This is a genomic window from Hoeflea prorocentri (assembly GCF_027944115.1).
Taxonomy (GTDB): domain Bacteria; phylum Pseudomonadota; class Alphaproteobacteria; order Rhizobiales; family Rhizobiaceae; genus Hoeflea_A; species Hoeflea_A prorocentri.
In genome coordinates, this window is the sequence record NZ_JAPJZI010000001.1 from 1,187,935 (window position 1) to 1,205,179 (window position 17,245).

At 56.4% G+C, this 17,245-nt stretch carries 16 protein-coding genes; 11 read left to right on the forward strand and 5 right to left on the reverse strand.

Annotation, left to right across the window (positions count from 1 at the left end; genetic code table 11):
- Positions 1-2: 2 nt before the first annotated feature.
- Complete coding sequence (locus OQ273_RS05440) at positions 3-1,577, reverse strand: phytoene desaturase family protein (protein ID WP_267989456.1); 1,575 nt, start codon at positions 1,575-1,577, stop codon at positions 3-5.
- Positions 1,578-1,690: 113 nt separating this feature from the next.
- Between OQ273_RS05440 and OQ273_RS05445 the strand changes: the two genes are divergently transcribed.
- From OQ273_RS05445 to OQ273_RS05465, 5 genes are read left to right on the forward strand one after another with little or no spacing between them, the layout of a single operon-like run.
- Positions 1,691-2,482, forward strand: a complete 792-nt coding sequence (locus OQ273_RS05445; RefSeq protein ID WP_267989457.1) for a cyclase family protein — start codon at positions 1,691-1,693, stop codon at positions 2,480-2,482.
- A gap of 5 nt (positions 2,483-2,487) precedes the next feature.
- Positions 2,488-4,053 carry a phytoene desaturase family protein gene (locus tag OQ273_RS05450; RefSeq protein ID WP_267989458.1) on the forward strand — a complete coding sequence of 522 codons (1,566 nt, stop codon included), beginning with the start codon at positions 2,488-2,490 and terminating at the stop codon, positions 4,051-4,053.
- On the forward strand, positions 4,050-4,532 hold the full coding sequence (locus OQ273_RS05455) for a MarR family winged helix-turn-helix transcriptional regulator (protein ID WP_267989459.1): 483 nt from the start codon (positions 4,050-4,052) through the stop codon (positions 4,530-4,532). Before OQ273_RS05450 ends, OQ273_RS05455 begins: the two co-directional genes overlap by 4 nt.
- Positions 4,533-4,559: 27 nt before the next feature.
- Positions 4,560-6,704 carry an indolepyruvate ferredoxin oxidoreductase subunit alpha gene (locus tag OQ273_RS05460; RefSeq protein WP_267989460.1) on the forward strand — a complete coding sequence of 715 codons (2,145 nt, stop codon included), beginning with the start codon at positions 4,560-4,562 and terminating at the stop codon, positions 6,702-6,704.
- 2 nt (positions 6,705-6,706) lie between these two features.
- Positions 6,707-8,263, forward strand: a complete 1,557-nt coding sequence (locus OQ273_RS05465; RefSeq protein ID WP_267989461.1) for an indolepyruvate oxidoreductase subunit beta family protein — start codon at positions 6,707-6,709, stop codon at positions 8,261-8,263.
- 7 nt (positions 8,264-8,270) lie between these two features.
- On the opposite strand, the gene OQ273_RS05470 is transcribed toward OQ273_RS05465, so the two are convergent.
- The 3 genes from OQ273_RS05470 to OQ273_RS05480 form a co-directional block, all read right to left on the reverse strand.
- Positions 8,271-8,675 carry a RidA family protein gene (locus OQ273_RS05470; RefSeq protein ID WP_267989462.1) on the reverse strand — a complete coding sequence of 135 codons (405 nt, stop codon included), beginning with the start codon at positions 8,673-8,675 and terminating at the stop codon, positions 8,271-8,273.
- A gap of 379 nt (positions 8,676-9,054) precedes the next feature.
- Positions 9,055-10,071, reverse strand: a complete 1,017-nt coding sequence (locus tag OQ273_RS05475) for a hypothetical protein (protein ID WP_267989463.1) — start codon at positions 10,069-10,071, stop codon at positions 9,055-9,057.
- A 77-nt stretch (positions 10,072-10,148) separates the two neighbouring features.
- On the reverse strand, positions 10,149-10,988 hold the full coding sequence (locus OQ273_RS05480; RefSeq protein WP_267989464.1) for a glycosyltransferase family protein: 840 nt from the start codon (positions 10,986-10,988) through the stop codon (positions 10,149-10,151).
- A gap of 380 nt (positions 10,989-11,368) precedes the next feature.
- On the opposite strand from OQ273_RS05480, the gene OQ273_RS05485 reads away from it, so the two are divergent.
- Positions 11,369-12,094 carry a hypothetical protein gene (locus OQ273_RS05485; protein WP_267989465.1) on the forward strand — a complete coding sequence of 242 codons (726 nt, stop codon included), beginning with the start codon at positions 11,369-11,371 and terminating at the stop codon, positions 12,092-12,094.
- 50 nt (positions 12,095-12,144) lie between these two features.
- Here the strand turns inward: OQ273_RS05485 and OQ273_RS05490 are convergent, their stop codons facing one another.
- The gene (locus tag OQ273_RS05490; RefSeq protein WP_267989466.1) at positions 12,145-13,302 is read right to left on the reverse strand and encodes a nucleotidyltransferase family protein; all 1,158 of its coding nucleotides are present in this window, start codon (positions 13,300-13,302) and stop codon (positions 12,145-12,147) included.
- A 61-nt stretch (positions 13,303-13,363) separates the two neighbouring features.
- On the opposite strand from OQ273_RS05490, the gene OQ273_RS05495 reads away from it, so the two are divergent.
- The 5 genes from OQ273_RS05495 (at position 13,364) to OQ273_RS05515 (ending at position 16,649) form a co-directional block, all read left to right on the forward strand.
- Complete coding sequence (locus OQ273_RS05495; protein WP_267989467.1) at positions 13,364-13,504, forward strand: hypothetical protein; 141 nt, start codon at positions 13,364-13,366, stop codon at positions 13,502-13,504.
- A gap of 55 nt (positions 13,505-13,559) precedes the next feature.
- On the forward strand, positions 13,560-14,774 hold the full coding sequence (locus OQ273_RS05500) for a glycosyltransferase (protein ID WP_267989468.1): 1,215 nt from the start codon (positions 13,560-13,562) through the stop codon (positions 14,772-14,774).
- Between the two features lie 77 nt (positions 14,775-14,851).
- Positions 14,852-15,127: a PqqD family protein gene (locus tag OQ273_RS05505; protein ID WP_267989469.1), complete on the forward strand. Its 276-nt coding sequence runs from the start codon at positions 14,852-14,854 to the stop codon at positions 15,125-15,127.
- Between the two features lie 180 nt (positions 15,128-15,307).
- Positions 15,308-15,481: a hypothetical protein gene (locus tag OQ273_RS05510; protein WP_267989470.1), complete on the forward strand. Its 174-nt coding sequence runs from the start codon at positions 15,308-15,310 to the stop codon at positions 15,479-15,481.
- A gap of 31 nt (positions 15,482-15,512) precedes the next feature.
- Positions 15,513-16,649 (forward strand): glycosyltransferase, encoded by a 1,137-nt coding sequence (locus OQ273_RS05515; RefSeq protein ID WP_267989471.1) that lies wholly within the window; start codon positions 15,513-15,515, stop codon positions 16,647-16,649.
- Positions 16,650-17,245 lie beyond the last annotated feature (596 nt).

A 17,245-nucleotide genomic window follows, 5' to 3' on the forward strand; every position in this document is an offset into this window, starting at 1 on the left:
GGTTATGATCCGGCCAGTTTGCGGCCGAGAAGAAAGCCTGATCCCGCACCCGTTCCCGCGCCCGGCCAGACTGCTGCGCCGGTGTGGTGGAGGTTCTTCATCGGTGTCGTTCCGTCGGTGCGGCCCCGGGAGGGGCGGAACAGGAAATGCTGTGACAGGTGGTGGCTGCCGCAAATCTGGTCGCCGCCGATGAGGTTCGGATTGTCGGCTTCAAGATCCAGCGGAGTAACGATACGGCGCGACAGGATTTTTGCCTTCGTGCCGGGTGCATTTTTCTCGATAATATCGAGGACCCGATCCGCAAAAGGCTCCGCGGCCGCCTCCCATTGGTCTGCCTTTATCGTGCCGGCTGCGTCGCCTTTTATCTGTGCTGGCGCCATGCGGGCCTGAAGCCACAGGATGTGTTTTCCATCCGGTGCGCGGCTCGGATCGATCGCCGTTGGCTGACCGGCGACGACCACCGGTTCATCCGGCAGAAGACCGGCGCTTGCCTGCTGATAGGTGCGGGCCATCTGATCGAGCGAGGGCGCCAGATGCACATAGGCAAAGTCCCGAAGCTCCGCACTCGCTGCCCAGTCTGGAAGATCGTCCATGGCAAGATGGATCATCATCGTGCCGGGCGCGTGGGTAAAACGGGTCATCGCCGAATCATAGTTTTTATCCGACGTGCCGCCCGTGAGCTTTAATAGCGCGGAGGCGGACACATTGGCGATGACGGCGCGGCTGGCATTGAAGCTGCGGCCATCCGCAAGCTCGATACCCTTGGCCTCGCCGCCTTCGGACAGGATCCGGGCAACGGGTGCGTCGCACATGACGGTTCCGCCTTGCGCCTCGATCGTGGCGACCATGGCGCGGACGATGGTATCGGCTCCGCCCTTGCCGAGGACCATGCCGAAGGCCTGGTTGGCCATGGCCTCGAGATAGGGGAACAGCGCGCCGCCGGCGATATCCGGAGCAAAATCGAGATGCATGCCCCAGGCGCCGAGTGTTGCCTTGAGGTGTTCGGACTGGAATGTCTCATTGAGCCAGTCGCGCGGGGAGGACATGAGGAAACGAAGCAGGTCCAGGCTCCCGCCAGTCCCTTTCTTGCGCCAAAGACGCCAAGAAGAACTTGCTAATGCACGCATATTCATCGGACTTCCGAGGATAGCGAACAGATGCTCGGCTTCGGCGGGGAAGGCTTCGGTCAGAGCCGTCCACGTCTCGGCATCCTGCCCGGAAAATGCGGCGATGCGTGCGGTGGTTTTTTCCACGTCATTGCTGACTCCCAACCATTTGCCATCCGGGAAGACACTGGCAAAGCAGTTTGAAACCGGCGCGAATTCCAGGCCATTTTTCACGAGCTCATCGCCATAAGCCTTGAAAAAGGGAGAGCCGGCAAAAAGCGAAAGGTTCATCGCAGCCCAGTCATGACGAAAGCCGGGCTCTGTATACTCACCTGTTTTGACCGCACCGCCCGGTTCAGACGCCTGTTCGAAGATAGCCACGCGCCAGCCCTTGGCTGCGAGATGGGTCGCGCATGCCAGGCTGTTATGTCCCGCGCCGATGATTACGGCGTCAAGATTATTCTGAACCATTGTTGACTCTCATTCGTTCGGAGAGATATTTGCAAATGCAAATAATAATGTCTAGCATGAATCCAATCGATGGTCAGATTGACCGGTTCAGGAACAATCAGGGAGTGAGGACAATGAGTTCGGCAAATGTGTTGGAACAGCTTGGTGCGATGTTGCTTTCGGGAGGCGTCGAGGTCGTAGACTGCTCCGGCGTTCTGGGCCCGGATACGCCCCTGCTGAAATTGCCTGAAGGCTTTGGCGACAACACTCCGAAGATCGAGGTGCATCGTATTTCCGAGTATGATGACAACGGGCCGTTCTGGGCCTGGAACTGGCTGAAACTCGGCGAGCACTCGGGCACACATTTCGATGCGCCGCACCATTGGATCACCGGCAAGGATTATGAAGACGGCTACACGGACACATTGCCCGTTCAAAGGCTGGTTGCACCGGTGAATGTCATCGATTGCTCCAAGCAAACGGCAGAAAATCCGGACTTTTTACTGACCGCCGATGGCGTGAAGGCGTGGGAAGCCGAGCACGGTGATATCGGCAAGGGCGAATGGGTCGTCATGCGGTCAGATTGGGACAACCGTGCGCATGATGAAGCGCTGTTCCTGAATGCCGACGAAAACGGTCCGCACTCACCCGGACCGACAGTGGATTGTGTCGAATATCTTCTGTCCAAGGAGATTGTCGGATGGGGCAACCAGTGTATTGGAACCGATGCCGGCCAGGCGGCGGGTATGGAGCCTCCGTTCCCCGCACATAATCTGCTGCACAAATCGAATTGCTACGGTCTGGCATCACTGGCAAATCTCGACAAACTGCCGGCGAAGGGCGCAATTCTAATTGCCGCTCCGCTGAAATTCGAGAAGGGAACCGGTAGCCCGATCCGCGCGCTGGCACTCGTTCCAAAGGGATAAGGCCGGTGAAGCCTGTCGATCACGTCATCATCGGATCGGGCATCAATGCGCTGGTGGCGGCGGCCCTGCTTTCAGGCAAGGGCCGCCGGGTGCTGGTGCTTGAACGTGCCGAGGTCGCAGGCGGTTGCATGCGGACCGAGGAGGTGACGCTGCCAGGCTTCCACCACGATGTGATGGCGGCGACCTTTGTCCTCTTCATAACATCACCGGCCTTTGGAGAACTGGGAGAGGATCTGGCCCGCCATGGGCTGGAGTTCTGCCATACAAGCGATCCAACCGCGGTTTTGCGCCCGGACGGGTCGGCGCTGGTGCTGAAGACGGATCGTGCGGCGAATGTCGCGGCGTTTAATGCTTTGCAGGCCGGCGAAGGCGACCAGCACGCGAAGGATGTCGGGGCGATCGAAGCAGATGCGCCGTTCCTTTTTGCGCTGCTCGGCGGACGTTTATGGTCACGGCAGATGTTGCGGCTGATGGCCGGCCAGGCATGGAAGCGCGGACTGCGCGGCCTTGCGGCATGGGTCGGGACAGCCCTTCGTCCGGCACGTGGCTGGCTGGAGGCATCCTATCGCAGCCCGTTGATCCAGGCGCTTTGGGCGCCCTGGGTACTCCACACCGGGCTGACGCCCGAAAGCACGTATTCCGGTCAAATGGGTAAGGTCATTGCCTTTGCGCTCGAGGCGGCGGGCGCGCCGGTCGTCAAAGGCGGTTCGGGACAGGCGGTAGCAGCGTTCCGCGCTCTTATCGAAGAGCGCGGCGGGGAGATCCGCACCGGTGTCCACGTTGATCAGATCATTGTTGAAAACGGACGCGCATGCGGTGTGGTCACCGCATCGGGTGAGCGGATCGAGGCGCAGGAGATCATTGCTTCAGTTGCGCCGGGACAGCTTTATGGTCGGCTGCTGCGTGACAACAGCGTCAAAGAGAGCGAGGAGGCTGAAGCATTCCGTCACGGACGGGGGAATTTCCAGCTCCACTACGCGCTCGATCAGCATCCTGAATGGTTGACACCGGGTCTTGATGACGTGGCCCTGATCCACCTGGCCGACGGGATCGATTCCGTCTCCAAATCGGCCAACGAGGCGGAGCGGGGCATGTTGCCCGTCACGCCGACCATTTGCGTTGGCCAGCCCCATCGGCTGGATGCGACCCGGTGCCCGGAGGGAAAGGCGGTGCTGTGGCTGCAAATTCCGGATGCGCCTCGCGTGATCAAAGGGGATGCGGCGGCGCAGATCGAGTGTGGAGCGCAATGGACCGATGCAACCCGTGAAGCCTTCGCTGACCGGATCGAGGCGATCCTTGCCGGGCACATCAAGGATTTCGACAAAATCAAGCTTGAAAGGCGGGCCTATTCACCGGCTGATCTTGAGAAGCTGAACGTCAATCTTGTCGGCGGTGACCCCTATGGCGGCGCCTGTTCGATCGACCAGTTCTTTGTGTGGCGACCGTTTGCCGGGTCGGTGGACAATACGACCGCGGTCCGCAATCTTCATCACATCGGCGCATCAACCCATCCGGGACCCGGCCTTGGCGGCGGGTCCGGCTACAATCTGGCTAAAAGGATGGGCGCATGAGCGATGCAAGGCAGTTGCAACGTGGTGACAGCACCCGCCTGGGCGAGATCGGCCTTAACAATTTCGCGCCTTATCTGATGAACAGGATCATGGGCCGCTACAATGTCTCGCTTCGCGAGGAGATGGCGGCCTTGGGTTTGACGACGCCACAAATGCGGGCGCTGGCGGTTTTGTCGGTCATTGACGGCATTCTTCTTCGCGAATTGGCGGTCTATGCGGTGGTCGAGCTTTCCACCCTGAGCCGGGCAACGGATTCGCTGGAAGCTGACGGGCTGGTGCGATGCCAGGCGGATACATCCGATGGCAGGGCACGGCGGGTTTTTATCGCCGATGCCGGCCGGGAAGCCTTTGACCGGCTGTGGCCGCACATGTCGGAGAATTACGAGCGCATGTTTGCAGGTATCGATGATGAGGAGCAGCGCGCTTTTGTCGGCACGCTGCAAAAGATGCTGTCGAATATCCGCAAACATGATTTTTAGCATGATTGATTAAACAGGAAGAACACCATGGCCGAGCGGTCATTCAAGGCAGAAGTAGAACATCTGCGCCTCGGATCGGGCGAAACCTTCACAGGCGAAGGGATCCTGGCGATCACCAAGGCGCTGCTTCAATGCGGTGTCGGCTATGTGGGCGGTTATCAAGGCGCACCGATTTCGCACCTGATGGACGTGCTGGCCGATGCGCAGGATCTGCTTGGCGAACTGGGCGTTCGGTTTGAAGCCAACGCATCAGAAGCGGCCGCTGCCGCAATGCTGGCCGCAAGCGTGCATTACCCGATCAGGGGCGCCGTGACGTTCAAGGGCTCTGTCGGCGTCAATGTGGCCTCCGATGCGCTTGCCAACCTTGCCTCTTCCGGCGTAACCGGCGGTGCGTTGATCATCGTGGGCGAGGATTACGGCGAAGGCTCCTCCATCATGCAGGAGCGGAGCCACGCCTTTGCCATGAAGTCGCAGTTCTGGCTGCTCGATCCACGTCCCAACCTTCCGTCGATCGTCAAGGCGGTGGAGCAGGGGTTCGAACTTTCCGAAGCCTCGAACACGCCGGTCATGCTGATGGTGCGTATCCGCTCCTGCCATGTGACAGGCAGTTTCGATGCACAGGACAATGTGCGCCCGCCGCTCAGCGTACGCGATGCGCTCTCCGAGCCGCGCCGCGATTTCGCCCGGGTGGTTCTGCCGCCGATGTCCTTCGCCCATGAGCATGACAAGATCAACAACCGCTGGCCGGCGGCAGAAAAATTTGTTGCCGAAAACAAGCTCAACGAGCAGTTCGGACCAAAGGAATTTCCGGTCGGGATCGTCCTGCAGGGCGGCATGTATAATGGCGTGATCCGCGCCCTGCAAAGGCTGGGGCTTGCCGATATCAACGGCAATACGGATGTGCCGCTTTACGTTCTGAACGTGACGTATCCGTTGTTGCAGGATGAGTTCCTGTCCTTCAGCGAAGGCAAGGAAGCATTGCTGGTCATCGAGGAAGGTCAGCCCGAGTTTATCGAGCAGGGCCTGTCGACGATGCTTTACAGGTCCGGCAGTCCGGTGGCGATCCATGGCAAGGATATGTTGCCCATGGCCGGTGAATATACCGGACAGGTCCTCCTGGACGGGCTGACGGCGTTTCTCAAGAAAGCCGCTCCCAATTGCCTGCCGGGGCAGGTGGTTGCGCCGAATTTTGAGATGCCGACCGTGCCGGATATCTCAAAAACCGTTCCGATAAGGCCGCCCAGCTTCTGCACGGGCTGTCCCGAGCGACCGATTTTTGCTGCGATGAAACTGGTGGAGCAGGAACTGGGTGCGCACCAGATAACCGGTGACATCGGGTGTCACCTCTTTGCCTGCCTACCGCCTTTTGAAATCGGCGGGTCGACCATGGGTTACGGTCTTGGTCCGGCGTCGAACGCTGCCTTCGATGGCGGCGGCGACAAACGCGCCGTATCGTTCCTCGGCGATGGCGGCTTCTGGCACAATGGCCTTTCCAGCTCCATCGGCAACATGGTGTTCAACAAGTCGGATTCGGTTGCCGTGATCGTCGACAATTACTATTCGGCGGCAACCGGCGGGCAGGACATTCCGTCTTCGCGCGCCGACAATCCCACCAAGGCCACAAACAACCCCATTTCAAAGGCGCTGGAAGGCGTCGGGGTGGAGTGGGTACGCCAGATCGACAACACTTATGATGTCGGGAAAATGCGTGAGGTGATGCGCGAGGCGCTGACCACCGACTATGACGGACCGAAGGTCATCGTTGCATCGTCTGAATGCATGCTCAACCGACAACGGCGTGAGAAGCCCTTGCGTAACAAGGCGGTCAAGGAAGGTCGGCGTGTCGAAGTCCCCAGATTTGGCGTCGATGAGGATATATGCACCGGCGATCATGCCTGTATCCGCCTGTCGGGCTGTCCCTCGCTGTCGCTCAAGACTCTGGACGACCCATTGCGCGATGATCCGATCGCCAGCATCGACCAGACCTGTGTCGGGTGCGGAAATTGCGGCGAGGTTGCCGATGCGGCGGTCCTGTGTCCGTCCTTCTACCGCGCCGATGTTGTTCACAATCCGGGCGGATTCGAAAGCTGGCGGGCGAAAATCGGTCAGCGTTTCATCGCGTGGCTGCAATCGCGCCGTGCCGTATCGCGCCTGAATTTTTCAGAGGCGTAGACGTGGCAGTCGAAGAGCAGTTTGTGGCAAGGGCGCCGGACCCGCAGCTTGGCGGCATCATCAAGCTTGCGGTGATGGCCGTCGGCGGGCAGGGCGGTGGTGTCCTGACCAACTGGATTGAATCGCTGGCCCGTGCCGGGGGATATGACTGCCAGGCGACATCGGTTGCCGGCGTCGCACAGCGAACGGGTGCGACCATCTACTATATTGAGATGGCGCCCGCCGGAGATGGAACACCCGTCTTTTCGCTCGCTCCTTCAGCCGGCGATGTCGACATTCTTGTTGCCGCTGAAATGATGGAAGCCGGCCGGGCGATTGTCAGAGGCTTTGTCACGCCGGACCGGACGACACTGATTGCGTCGACCCACCGGGCGTTGGCCATTTCGGAAAAGACGGTTCCGGGCGATGGCGTCGCGTCGTCGGAGGAAGTGCGGGCTGCGGCCGAGATTGCCGCCAGCCGCCTGATCCTTTTCGATATGGAGCAGATCGCCGCCGACAATGGATCGGTGATTTCGGCAAGCCTGTTCGGCGCCTTGGCGGGGTCGGAGGTCCTGCCGTTTTCGCGTGAGGCCTTTGAACAGGCGATCCGCGCCGGAGGCAGGGGCGTTGAGGCCAGTTTGCGTGCCTTTGGGGCGGCTTTCGAACGGACGGCAGACGGGATCGAACCGATTGCTTCAGGGCATGCAGGCGAGAAGCCGGATGCATCCGGTTCGGAACCAACGGGGTCCGGCCCATTGCTTGAACAGTGGCGGGCGCTGCGTGCCCGTGTTGACGGCTGGCCGGAAACGGTCGGTGACATGGCAAGGCCGGGACTGCAGAAGGTCGTCGACTTTCAGGATATTGCCTACGGCAAAGAGTATCTCGACCGGGTTGAAAATGTCCTTTCGCGAGACAATGAGGATAAGGACTACCTGCTGACACGCGAGGCAGCGAAATACATCGCCAACGCCATGGCCTATGACGATGTCATTCGTGTTGCCGACCTGAAGACCCGGGCGCCACGATTTTCCCGCATCCGGTCCGAGATGGCGGCGCCTGACGATTCACTCATTCAACTGACCGAGTTCATGCATCCGCGCGCCGAGGAGATTGCCGGAATGCTACCGGCCGGGATCGGGCGGAAGGTTGAAGCCAGCGAGCGCTGGATGGCTCGCCTCGATCGCTGGTTCAACAAGGGGCGCCGGTTACGCACGCACCGGGTACGTCCCTTCCTGATGCTCTATATTCTGGGGGGTCTTAGCGGCTACCGTCGCCGCACGCTCCGCCACGCGATTGAAGTGGATCATCTCGAGCGTTGGCTCCGTACGGTGTTTGAGTATCTCGATAACGACTATGATGTTGCCGTTGAGATTGTCCGCTGCCGGCGGCTGATCAAAGGCTATTCCGACACACATGCGAGGGGCTTGTCCAAGTTTGACCGCGTCCTTGATGCGGTAAAGCTGGTTGCCGGGCGTGAGGATGCTGCGCAGTGGATTGAGCGCCTGCGTGAAGCTGCCTTGAAGGATGAGGAGGGTGAAGCGCTGGATGGTGCTGTCGAGACCATCCGCAGCTTCACCTGAAAAGCGGTCAGTCCAGTATGGCCGTCGCCTCGACCTCGATGAGGAAATCCGGCATTGCAAGTGTCTGCACGCCGATCAACGTGTTGGCAGCCGGTGTCACATCCCCGTAAAAGCCACCGATGGCCGGACCGAGCACCTCCAGCTTGTCGGGTGAATAGTCCACGACATAGGTGCGCAGACGCACGACATTCTCAGCTGTGGCACCACATGCAGCAAGCACCTCTGTGAGGTTGGCAAAGCACTGTGCGGCCTGAGCAGCGAGATCGTCTTTGCCGACCAGTTCGCCATTGGCATCCCAGGCAACCTGACCGGCCATGTGAAGGAGACGCCCGCCTTCGCTTTCGACGGCGTGGGAGAACCCGAATTGAACGGCGTTGTACATCGAGGCCGGATTGATCGCATTGCGTTTCATAACTGCTCCTGATTTCCTTGCGTTGCAAAGGCAAACGGAAAATTGCCGGACATTCCAAGTCCCACGATATCATGTTGAGTCCAGCGGACAACGCCATACACCAAATCGTGACGCCCTGCGGGCGTGGGGCTTCCCGTCAGGCTTGCGGGAGGCCGCTCTTCGCTTGTGCCCCCTCAGGCCATGGCTCGACGATAACGTGAACGATGTGCTCTTCGGTGGTTTTGAGGAAACTGACATCCTCGCCCGGTTCTGTGGCGGAGCCGGTTTGGCATTAGAGACATGTCTCGCAAGTCTCGTTCTGACCGGGCTTTTTTGCGGGTCTCTAAACGCCTTAGCACTCTCTACTGGTGGTCTCTTTCCAGGAATTCCGAAACGGATATCATTCAAACACCGGCTGAGATCCCGCAAAAGATGGTCGATGCCCAAAATAGTGTTTGCTGAAAGCGTCTCCCAGCGCCGCCTTGTCGAATTCAACCACGCCGGTATGGGTGTCACCCTCGCCATAAAACGCGTAGAGCACGTCTTCGGCAACCATCAGTGACATTGTGTAGTGCACACCCTTGTGCCGCCCGGCTGCCATGCCTCCAGTGATCAAAGGTTCCGCAACAATGCTGACGGGCAGGAGCGTCTTGCGGTCAATCAACATTCCGAACTGAAGGTACAGCCTGTTTCGGTCATCGAGGTTTACGCTGTCAAACCTCTGATGGATGAAGGTCACGTAGTGATCCGCATCCCAAACCACAGGGTTGGTGCTGTTGAATACCGGTCCTGCCGATTGTTTGCCGAAACTGAATTCACCGGCGTCCAAGGCAACAACCGTCTTGCAATCCCCCTGGGCCGGATCAACTTCCAGAAGGAGATAAGGATCTACCGAATACAAACACAATAACCTGCCTTCATGGGAGAACATGACCCAGTTCTTTTCGTTGAGCCTGCGATGAAAGGGAGGTCGCAGGATGACCTGATTGAAAATCCTCTGCCGATCCACATCAAGTTCCGACAAAGCGGCCGAACAAAAGTTGTGAGTGCTGGTTTCGAGGTAAACGCAATGATTTGTGTAGATCTTCCCTTCGTGGTGAAGCAGCCTCCAATCTTCCGGCCGGGCACCCTCGACACGTTCATATGTGAGGGTCTGATGTCTTTGCAGTGAGAGGTCTTTTCCCATGGTGCACAAGATCGGAGCGGACCAGGTCTCGAAGAGTTGACCGTAAACCCAGTTCTGCCCGTCGGCTTCAGCCCGGCATAGAAGATGGATGTCGCCATCGATCAGAATGCTTGCGGGATTGAAGGCTCCGGAATGCGATTCCGGACCGAGTTGACCGGCATTTATCAGGCGGCGTTGCCCGCGGATCAGACTGCGGTTCGCGCTGGACGCGTTTTGACTGTCGAATCCCACTTTTAGTTGATGTTCCGCATTGAGCTGATTTCCTTTTTTTCCAATTGACCGCTGCCGCGCTACGCCGGTTGTCCCTCTCATGAAGGAACAAGGAAGGGACTTTCAGTTTCTACACATTGTAAAAATGTATCCACATCGAACCTCCCGTCTCTTCTCCAGACATCGAGCAGTTTGCGCAGGACCATATGTTCCTGCGGAAGACCGTCATAGTTGCTGCAACAGAAATGCATTATCCGGGCGCCATCCAGCCACCCTTCTTCCGGTTTGCCAATGATGGCGTTGTAGGCACCGGGTAGCACTTCAATTGTAGGTGCGGCACAACTAAGTACATAGTTGAGAGACGGTTGGTCTTGTAGCCGCCCGCACTTTATTCTGGCTTCGTACCAAGATCGGTGCCAGAGCTTACCGACCTCATGCGCCTTGCAGGTGTCCTTGAAGAGAGCTACGCCTGAATTGAAATATCCTTCATCGTGATGTCGCCAGCCGAGTTCGCGATATGTGCTCTGATTTGTCCATCTGCTCAATTGCCCTGACCATGGTTCTCCATCCACGTCCCAGGCCAGGGCGATATCAGCTTCCGTGGCAAACAAATGATCAATGTTACTGATGGGCAAGGTGTCTGCATCAAGAAACAGAAAGTCACCGTCTACAAGCTGTCGTATCTGAGTTTTGATATATCTGCTCGTCAAGAAGGGATACCGCTTATCGCGGAATATGCATCGCACCTCGATCTCCAGCCTCGACAACTCCTCTCGCAACTGGGCATTAAACTCATCCGCACCCTTGCAGGACAACCAGATAATTTGGGCGTCCGGATGAAGTTTCCTTAGTGCATTGCTGGAGATGATGGACAGATCAGCATATATCTCGCTGCCCGGCGGATCGACCACAACATAGCAGAAGGTGGACCTGGTCATGCTTGCGCTGACAACCTCTGTTCGCGTTTTGAATGTGATGAAAGTCTTATCATTATGGTGCGGGACAATACTGAACGGCTACTAATTAACATATTGCCCTTTTCAGTAAAGAGAGCTGGATTGCATCAATTGCCAGTGCGAATGCCAGAGTTTTACTCTCATTTTTGACCCTTGGGCGAGTATACGTCGAGGAATGGGGACAGATGCAGGATAAGTGTGTATAGAACCGCTGCGGATGTGCCATTTTAAGAGGCAACTGTTACTGAATGGCAGACCTATCAACTGTTGTTACGACACGGTCCTTGACCACTGTCTTTCGTTTTCACTGCAATGATCCTGTATCTGCAACGGCTTTGTCCTTCCTCGGAGCAGATCCCGGGATGGAGCAAACGCCGGAGCAGGAAACCGATGTTGTCGTAAGATGCCTTGACGACGGCCAGTTCGATTTCGATCCGCCGTTCAGTTCCGATCCCGGCGATGCAAATCATATGGTCGCCCGCGCTTATCGGCTGTTAAGCGACAGTTTTCTTGCGGAAAACCCGTCTGATCCCGTGCTTCATGGTGGCAGCCTGATTTCGAACGGACAAAGGTTCCTGGTGTCGGCACAGAAGGGTAACGGAAAGACCACATTGCTTCTTGCATGCCTTGCTGCGGGTATGCCGGTTGAGGCCGATGAGCATGTTGTTTTACGCAAGGGCGATTTGATCGCGCGCCCCCGGACTTTAAGGATCAAGAGCGGATCGGTCGGGCTTGTCCCGCTTCTGAAGGATAAGGTTCTGGCATCGCCCTCGTTGAGAGACTGGAATGGAGACTTCATCTATTCCTTTCCGCCTCAAACGGAACAGGTGCGTTGGAAAATCCGGTCTGGACAGGCGGATCAACTGATTTTTCTTGAAGCAAATTTTGGCGGAGCCTCATCGGTCGAGCGATTGGAAAAGGACGAAGCTCTCGCATTGCTTCTGCAGAACTGTTTCCTGCCGGATTCCAACAAGAGTGACGCATTGGCGCGGATCTACGGACTCGCACAGGATACGCCGGCCTGGCAGGTTCATGTCGGTGATCTCGGACAAGCAGTCTCGCACATTCAACGCATTTCCCAGATGTAACCGCTCATTGCGACTGGCGTGTATGGCGGCCGTTGCAGAGAAGCGACGTCTCAGGGTTCGCGCAAGCCCGACACCTTTCTATCCTTGGCAAACCCGTGTTTGGCGCTTCGTCTGGTCAGGCTTTCCAGACATGGTCTGAGCAGCAAATTTGAAAGGACCAGCACACCAGACGGGCCCGTGTTCATGCGCCGCAATGTCGCCATGGAACCCCGAATATCCTCCTTCAACGCCTCAGACTGGGTTGCGACGCAACCATCCGCTATGCGTTTCCGAATGGCCCTTGCTCTTTCTTTCGATACGGAACTTGTGTCGGTGACGGGACGGGAGCCAAGGATTTCCTCACTGGCGGCAGCCCACAAATCATATGCGCTTGCAAGTCGCGGACGATTTGAGAGCGTTGTCGCCAGTTGCTTGCCGGATTGATCATCCAGGGATGCGTTGGCATGGGAAAACTCCAGCAAACCCTTGAGGTTGATCGTTCCAAACACCGTGCCGAGATTCTGAAAATGGTGATGCATCATGCCGAACAGCAGAAAATGATCGAACCTCAAAAGGCGAACACTGACGCCGGCAAATTCCGCGTTGATCGCGTTTTCCAGCAGATATTTGTCCGGTAGCAGGTAACGCGACTGACGTCCGCTCAGGTAAATATGCGGCTCGACATAAGCGGGAAAATCGGCCCGATGCATGGGCGGAAGATGATGGTGCGTTATCGACGTTGTGGCATCGGGCACATCCTCATAACCGATTTCCCTCAAAGCCTGAATTGCAGTTTGCGCTTCCGACCGATGGACGTAAAAGTCAATGTCGCGCTGCGATCGCCACCAGGGTTGCCCTGAGAGCAAGGAAACAGATCCTTTCAGCATCAGGGGCGTTACGCCGACGCTATTCAGGCTGCCGATGATTTCCAGTAATCCGTCGCGCTGTTTCTTGCGGCGTGCCGCGAGAAATTCTTCCATTTCTGCCAGCTCATGACGAATGCCCTGGCCGGTATTTGTTTTGCCGTCGATGGGATGAAGAAGTCCCTTTTGCCGCATGGCATGCAGCGCCGACTCAACAATCTGCCACCTGGCGGCAGATGTGATCACACCCTGAAGATTTTCCATGTCCGAAAAGAGCGTTTGACGTAGTGCGGTCAACTCGTCGGGCTTAATGTTTTCCTTGAGACATTCAATCAGCAAGTCCGGTCGTTCGTCCGGTGATCTCATGGCAGTCTTATCCGGTCCGGGGTTATTGTATTCATTGCAATAATACTGATGGATTCGTGATGTGTATAACAGCTTTGCGATCCAGCAGGCTGAAATGCTTGCCATTGCCGGGTACAGTCGGCTGGTGATCTTCATGCTGCTGACCGTTTTGCATGTTTGGCATCCGCAGGGATATGACACTGGCGAAGGAAAGGCGCAGTGACGTGAATATCGATCAAGGGGACAGGGGTGTGCGGTTATTGCATTTGGCCCCGATAATGCCTGCACGTTCTGGAAACGGCCTTGCGATGCGGTGCGGCATGTTTACCGAGGCGTTGGCACGACTTGGCGCAACCGAAGTAATTGTGGTTGGCGGTCAGGACACGGTGCTCGATGAGGGCGAGATTGAAGGTGTGTCGGCGCGTGTGGTTTCCACTGCCGGGAGACTGGATACCAGGCTCCGCCTGATCAGCCAGATTGAAAACGGCTATGAGCGTGCTGAGGCGCTTCGGGCGCTGGGTCGACCGTCCTCTACAGCCGTTTTGTCCGCCCCCGTCATCAAGGACGTAGCGGAATGGGTGGCGCAAAAGCAATGGTCGGGCATAGTCGTTTCCCGCAGCTATCTTACTCCACTGTTGAATGTCCTCCGGCCGATTGCCGATCGTGTTCCGCTATTGGTTGACCTCGATGATGACGATGCGTTGATGTTGAGAGAACGGGCGGCCATCGCCCGTTCCAGCAATAACTCGCAAAAGGCTGCCGTTCTGGAGGCCGAAGCCGATTGTTACGAGAAGGTTATCCAGAGCTGCTCCGGCCACGTGGTGACGTTTTGCAGCTCCAGCGAAGCCACATCCTTTCAGTTGAAAAGACGGCTTCAGCTTTCCAATGTCGTGTCGATACCAAATGGAATAGAAGTTCCGGAAAAAGCACGTGTGAGTGCAGAGCGTCATACGCTTTTGTTCGTGGGAAATCTCGCCTATCAGCCAAACGTTGACGGTATCAGTTGGTTTGTCAGCCATGTTTGGCAGAGAGTGCGGGAACGCTTTCCAGACGTTGAGCTGGTGGTCGCGGGCAGTAACCCGTCTTCACGGTTGGCGGAACTGTGTCACGCGAATGAGGTTACATTGGAATCGGACCCGGTATCGATATCCCCGCACTACACACGGGCAAGGGCAGTCGTCATCCCGTTGCGAACCGGTGCGGGGACCCGGATAAAGCTGCTGGAAGCCGGCGCCCACAATGTACCGGTTATCTCAACGTCCAAGGGTGCGGAGGGCCTGGATGTCCTGCCGGACAAGCATTTCTATTGTTGCGATTATGACCCGGAGGAAATGTTAAGCGCCTGTACTGAATGCCTGTCCAGCCCGGTGGAGGCAATGCAAAAGGCGGAAGAATTACATGCGATGGTTTGCAGAAACTATGGTCGTTCGGACGTTATCGGGACTATTACGGAACTGGTGCAGTCCATTATTAAACCGACTCTGAAGCAATAAAGGCGAGTGAACTTCTTGTTCCTTTAAGTAATAAGTGCTTATTTCGGCTTTGTTTCGTATGTGTACAGGGTGTCCCAATGGATAGCATATCAGAAGACGCATGTTTTGAGCCTGTGAGCAATCTCGAAGTGAGCGAGGTACCCGATGGATTTGTGATTTATGACGAACCTAACGGCAAGGTGCATTATCTCAATCCAACCGCGGCGATCATCTACTCGCTGTGCAACGGAAAAAAGACCGTTGCCGATATTCAGAGTTTCATCCGTTCTGCCTATGAAACCGATGAAAAGACCGAACTGGATGGCTTTTTTCAAGAGTTGAGCGACGCGAATCTCATCGTCAAGCGGAAGTAAAATGTCGTCTCAAGCGATCGATTTCTTAAACTTTCCGGCGAAAACGCGAAAAAACCAATCACTTTAAGTGGTAGTTGAAGAATAAATCTTGTTGGTGAATATTTTGCCCCAATGATTTACACGATGATACGGTCATGATAGACGATTCCCGGTTTGTTACATGATTAGGGGACAGTAACGTTGTCAGATGAAGCCGAACGCCACCTAGAAGACATCGATGAAGACAAGCGCAACACTATTACGACGCTGCTGAAAGTATCGGCTTTTGTGATCCCGACAATCGCTACATTTTCCATAGACGGGAAATTGTCGCTGGCTCGCGCGCAGGTACTGTCGAACACATTCAGTTCGTAAGCACGCCGGTACATGGCTGTTGACGGATTAAATGTTGTCCGGACGTTCGCCCAGTATCTCCGCGTGCCTTATCGTAAAGAACGAAGCTCATTTCCTACCTGATTGCCTGCGGTCTATCGGGCGACAGGTCGATGAAATTGTGCTGGTCGATACCGGGTCAGTCGATGACACCGTATCAATAGCTAAAAGTTTCGATTGCAGAATTTTCCATTTCGATTGGGTTGATGACTTTTCAAAGGCCCGCAATTATGGTCTTGATCAGGCCACAGGCGAATGGGTTCTGTATATCGATGCGGATGAGCGGCTGAATATCTCGACCGCAGGCGGCCTCAAACAGGCACTAGCGGATGTCGATGCCATCGCCGCAAGAATTAAGTTCCGTTCCAGCCCCAAAGTGACTCCATATGCGGAGTACCGCCTGTTTCGGAATGATGTCCGGCTCCGTTTCACCGGTTCGATGCATGAAACCAACGTGCCCGGCATATTCGATGCGGTTGAACGGGACGGTGCCAAGATTGTCGATCGTTTTGACGTCTCCATCCTGCATCTCGGCTATGAAGGGGACCAGTCTGCAAAGCATGAACGGAACCTGCCGCTGCTTGAAGCAGCGATCCGGGATGATCCGGATCGTGTTTTTCTCCGGTTGCATCTTGGTTCGGTGCTTGGCGCGCTTGGCAGGAGGCAAGACGCCGTCCGGCAACTGACACGTGGAATAGAACTCGCGGAGAGGCCGCAGGCTCCGGAGCAAGCCCGCGTTGAAGGTTCGGCATGTGCCAAAGTGTTGTGCGATTTCTTTCTCGATACGGGAGATTTAGCTTACGCCGTTGAGTTCGCCGGCAGGGGGCTGTCCTTGTTCGGAGAAAACCTGCAATTGCATTGGATGCAGGCCAGATGCCTGGTCGCGGCAGGTTCTTACGAAGATGCCATTGAAATACTCAACGGTCCTTTGAACCAACGGTATGACGAGTTCTTTGACCCGAAAATTGCTTATGATCACCGTCTCTTCCGGGAAGACCGCTTCGGTCTGCTGGGAAGCGCCTGGTTCAGGCTTGCAGAGTATCAAAAGGCCGCCGACTGTTTTGCACGTGCTTCCAGCGAGGCGGAAGATGGACGGGAATATGAGGCCAAGGCGTCGGTCGCAAGGATGCGCCTTACAACGGCCGGATAACTTTACCACTTGCTGCAATGGGTTGATATGCGGATCAACGCAAACGGGTTTGGCTTGGATTGGGCCAGCGGTCTCCCGAGCAAGTGTTTTTTGAAATTCGGCCCAGATTGACACGGAACCAGACCGGTGCGTATGGATTACGCAATGGACAAGAACACCTCAAAGGATTGGATTTTTCAGCAGCGTTTTGCCGTCGCGCCGATGATGGATTGGACGGAAAAATAAATGCCTTCAGTGACTTATAGGGTTGGCTGTGCAATTTCCGTGCACTCAGCTGGCAGAAAAATTAGTTGGAAATCGTCTTACGGCACCCGATCTGCCAAACGAGGGCAGGGCTGGTAATATTCTTGGCGAAGAGGGCCGCCGCGCTCTCGACCTGCTCTCGTCTTCGACCATCACTGGCCCTTTCTCAGGAGGCTTGGTTGAGTGTCAGGTCTATATGAAGCTCTCTCCGGGAAAGCTCCGAGCTCTCTGTCAATCTCCATCCAGTACTCTTTTTTCAATGCTTGATTAGATTCTCGCCGGGCTGAAGAAGGCGGGCTGTCAAGGGCGGCCTCTAGGCCGCCGCCTTCGGCGGGCGCAGCCCCTTGACTGCC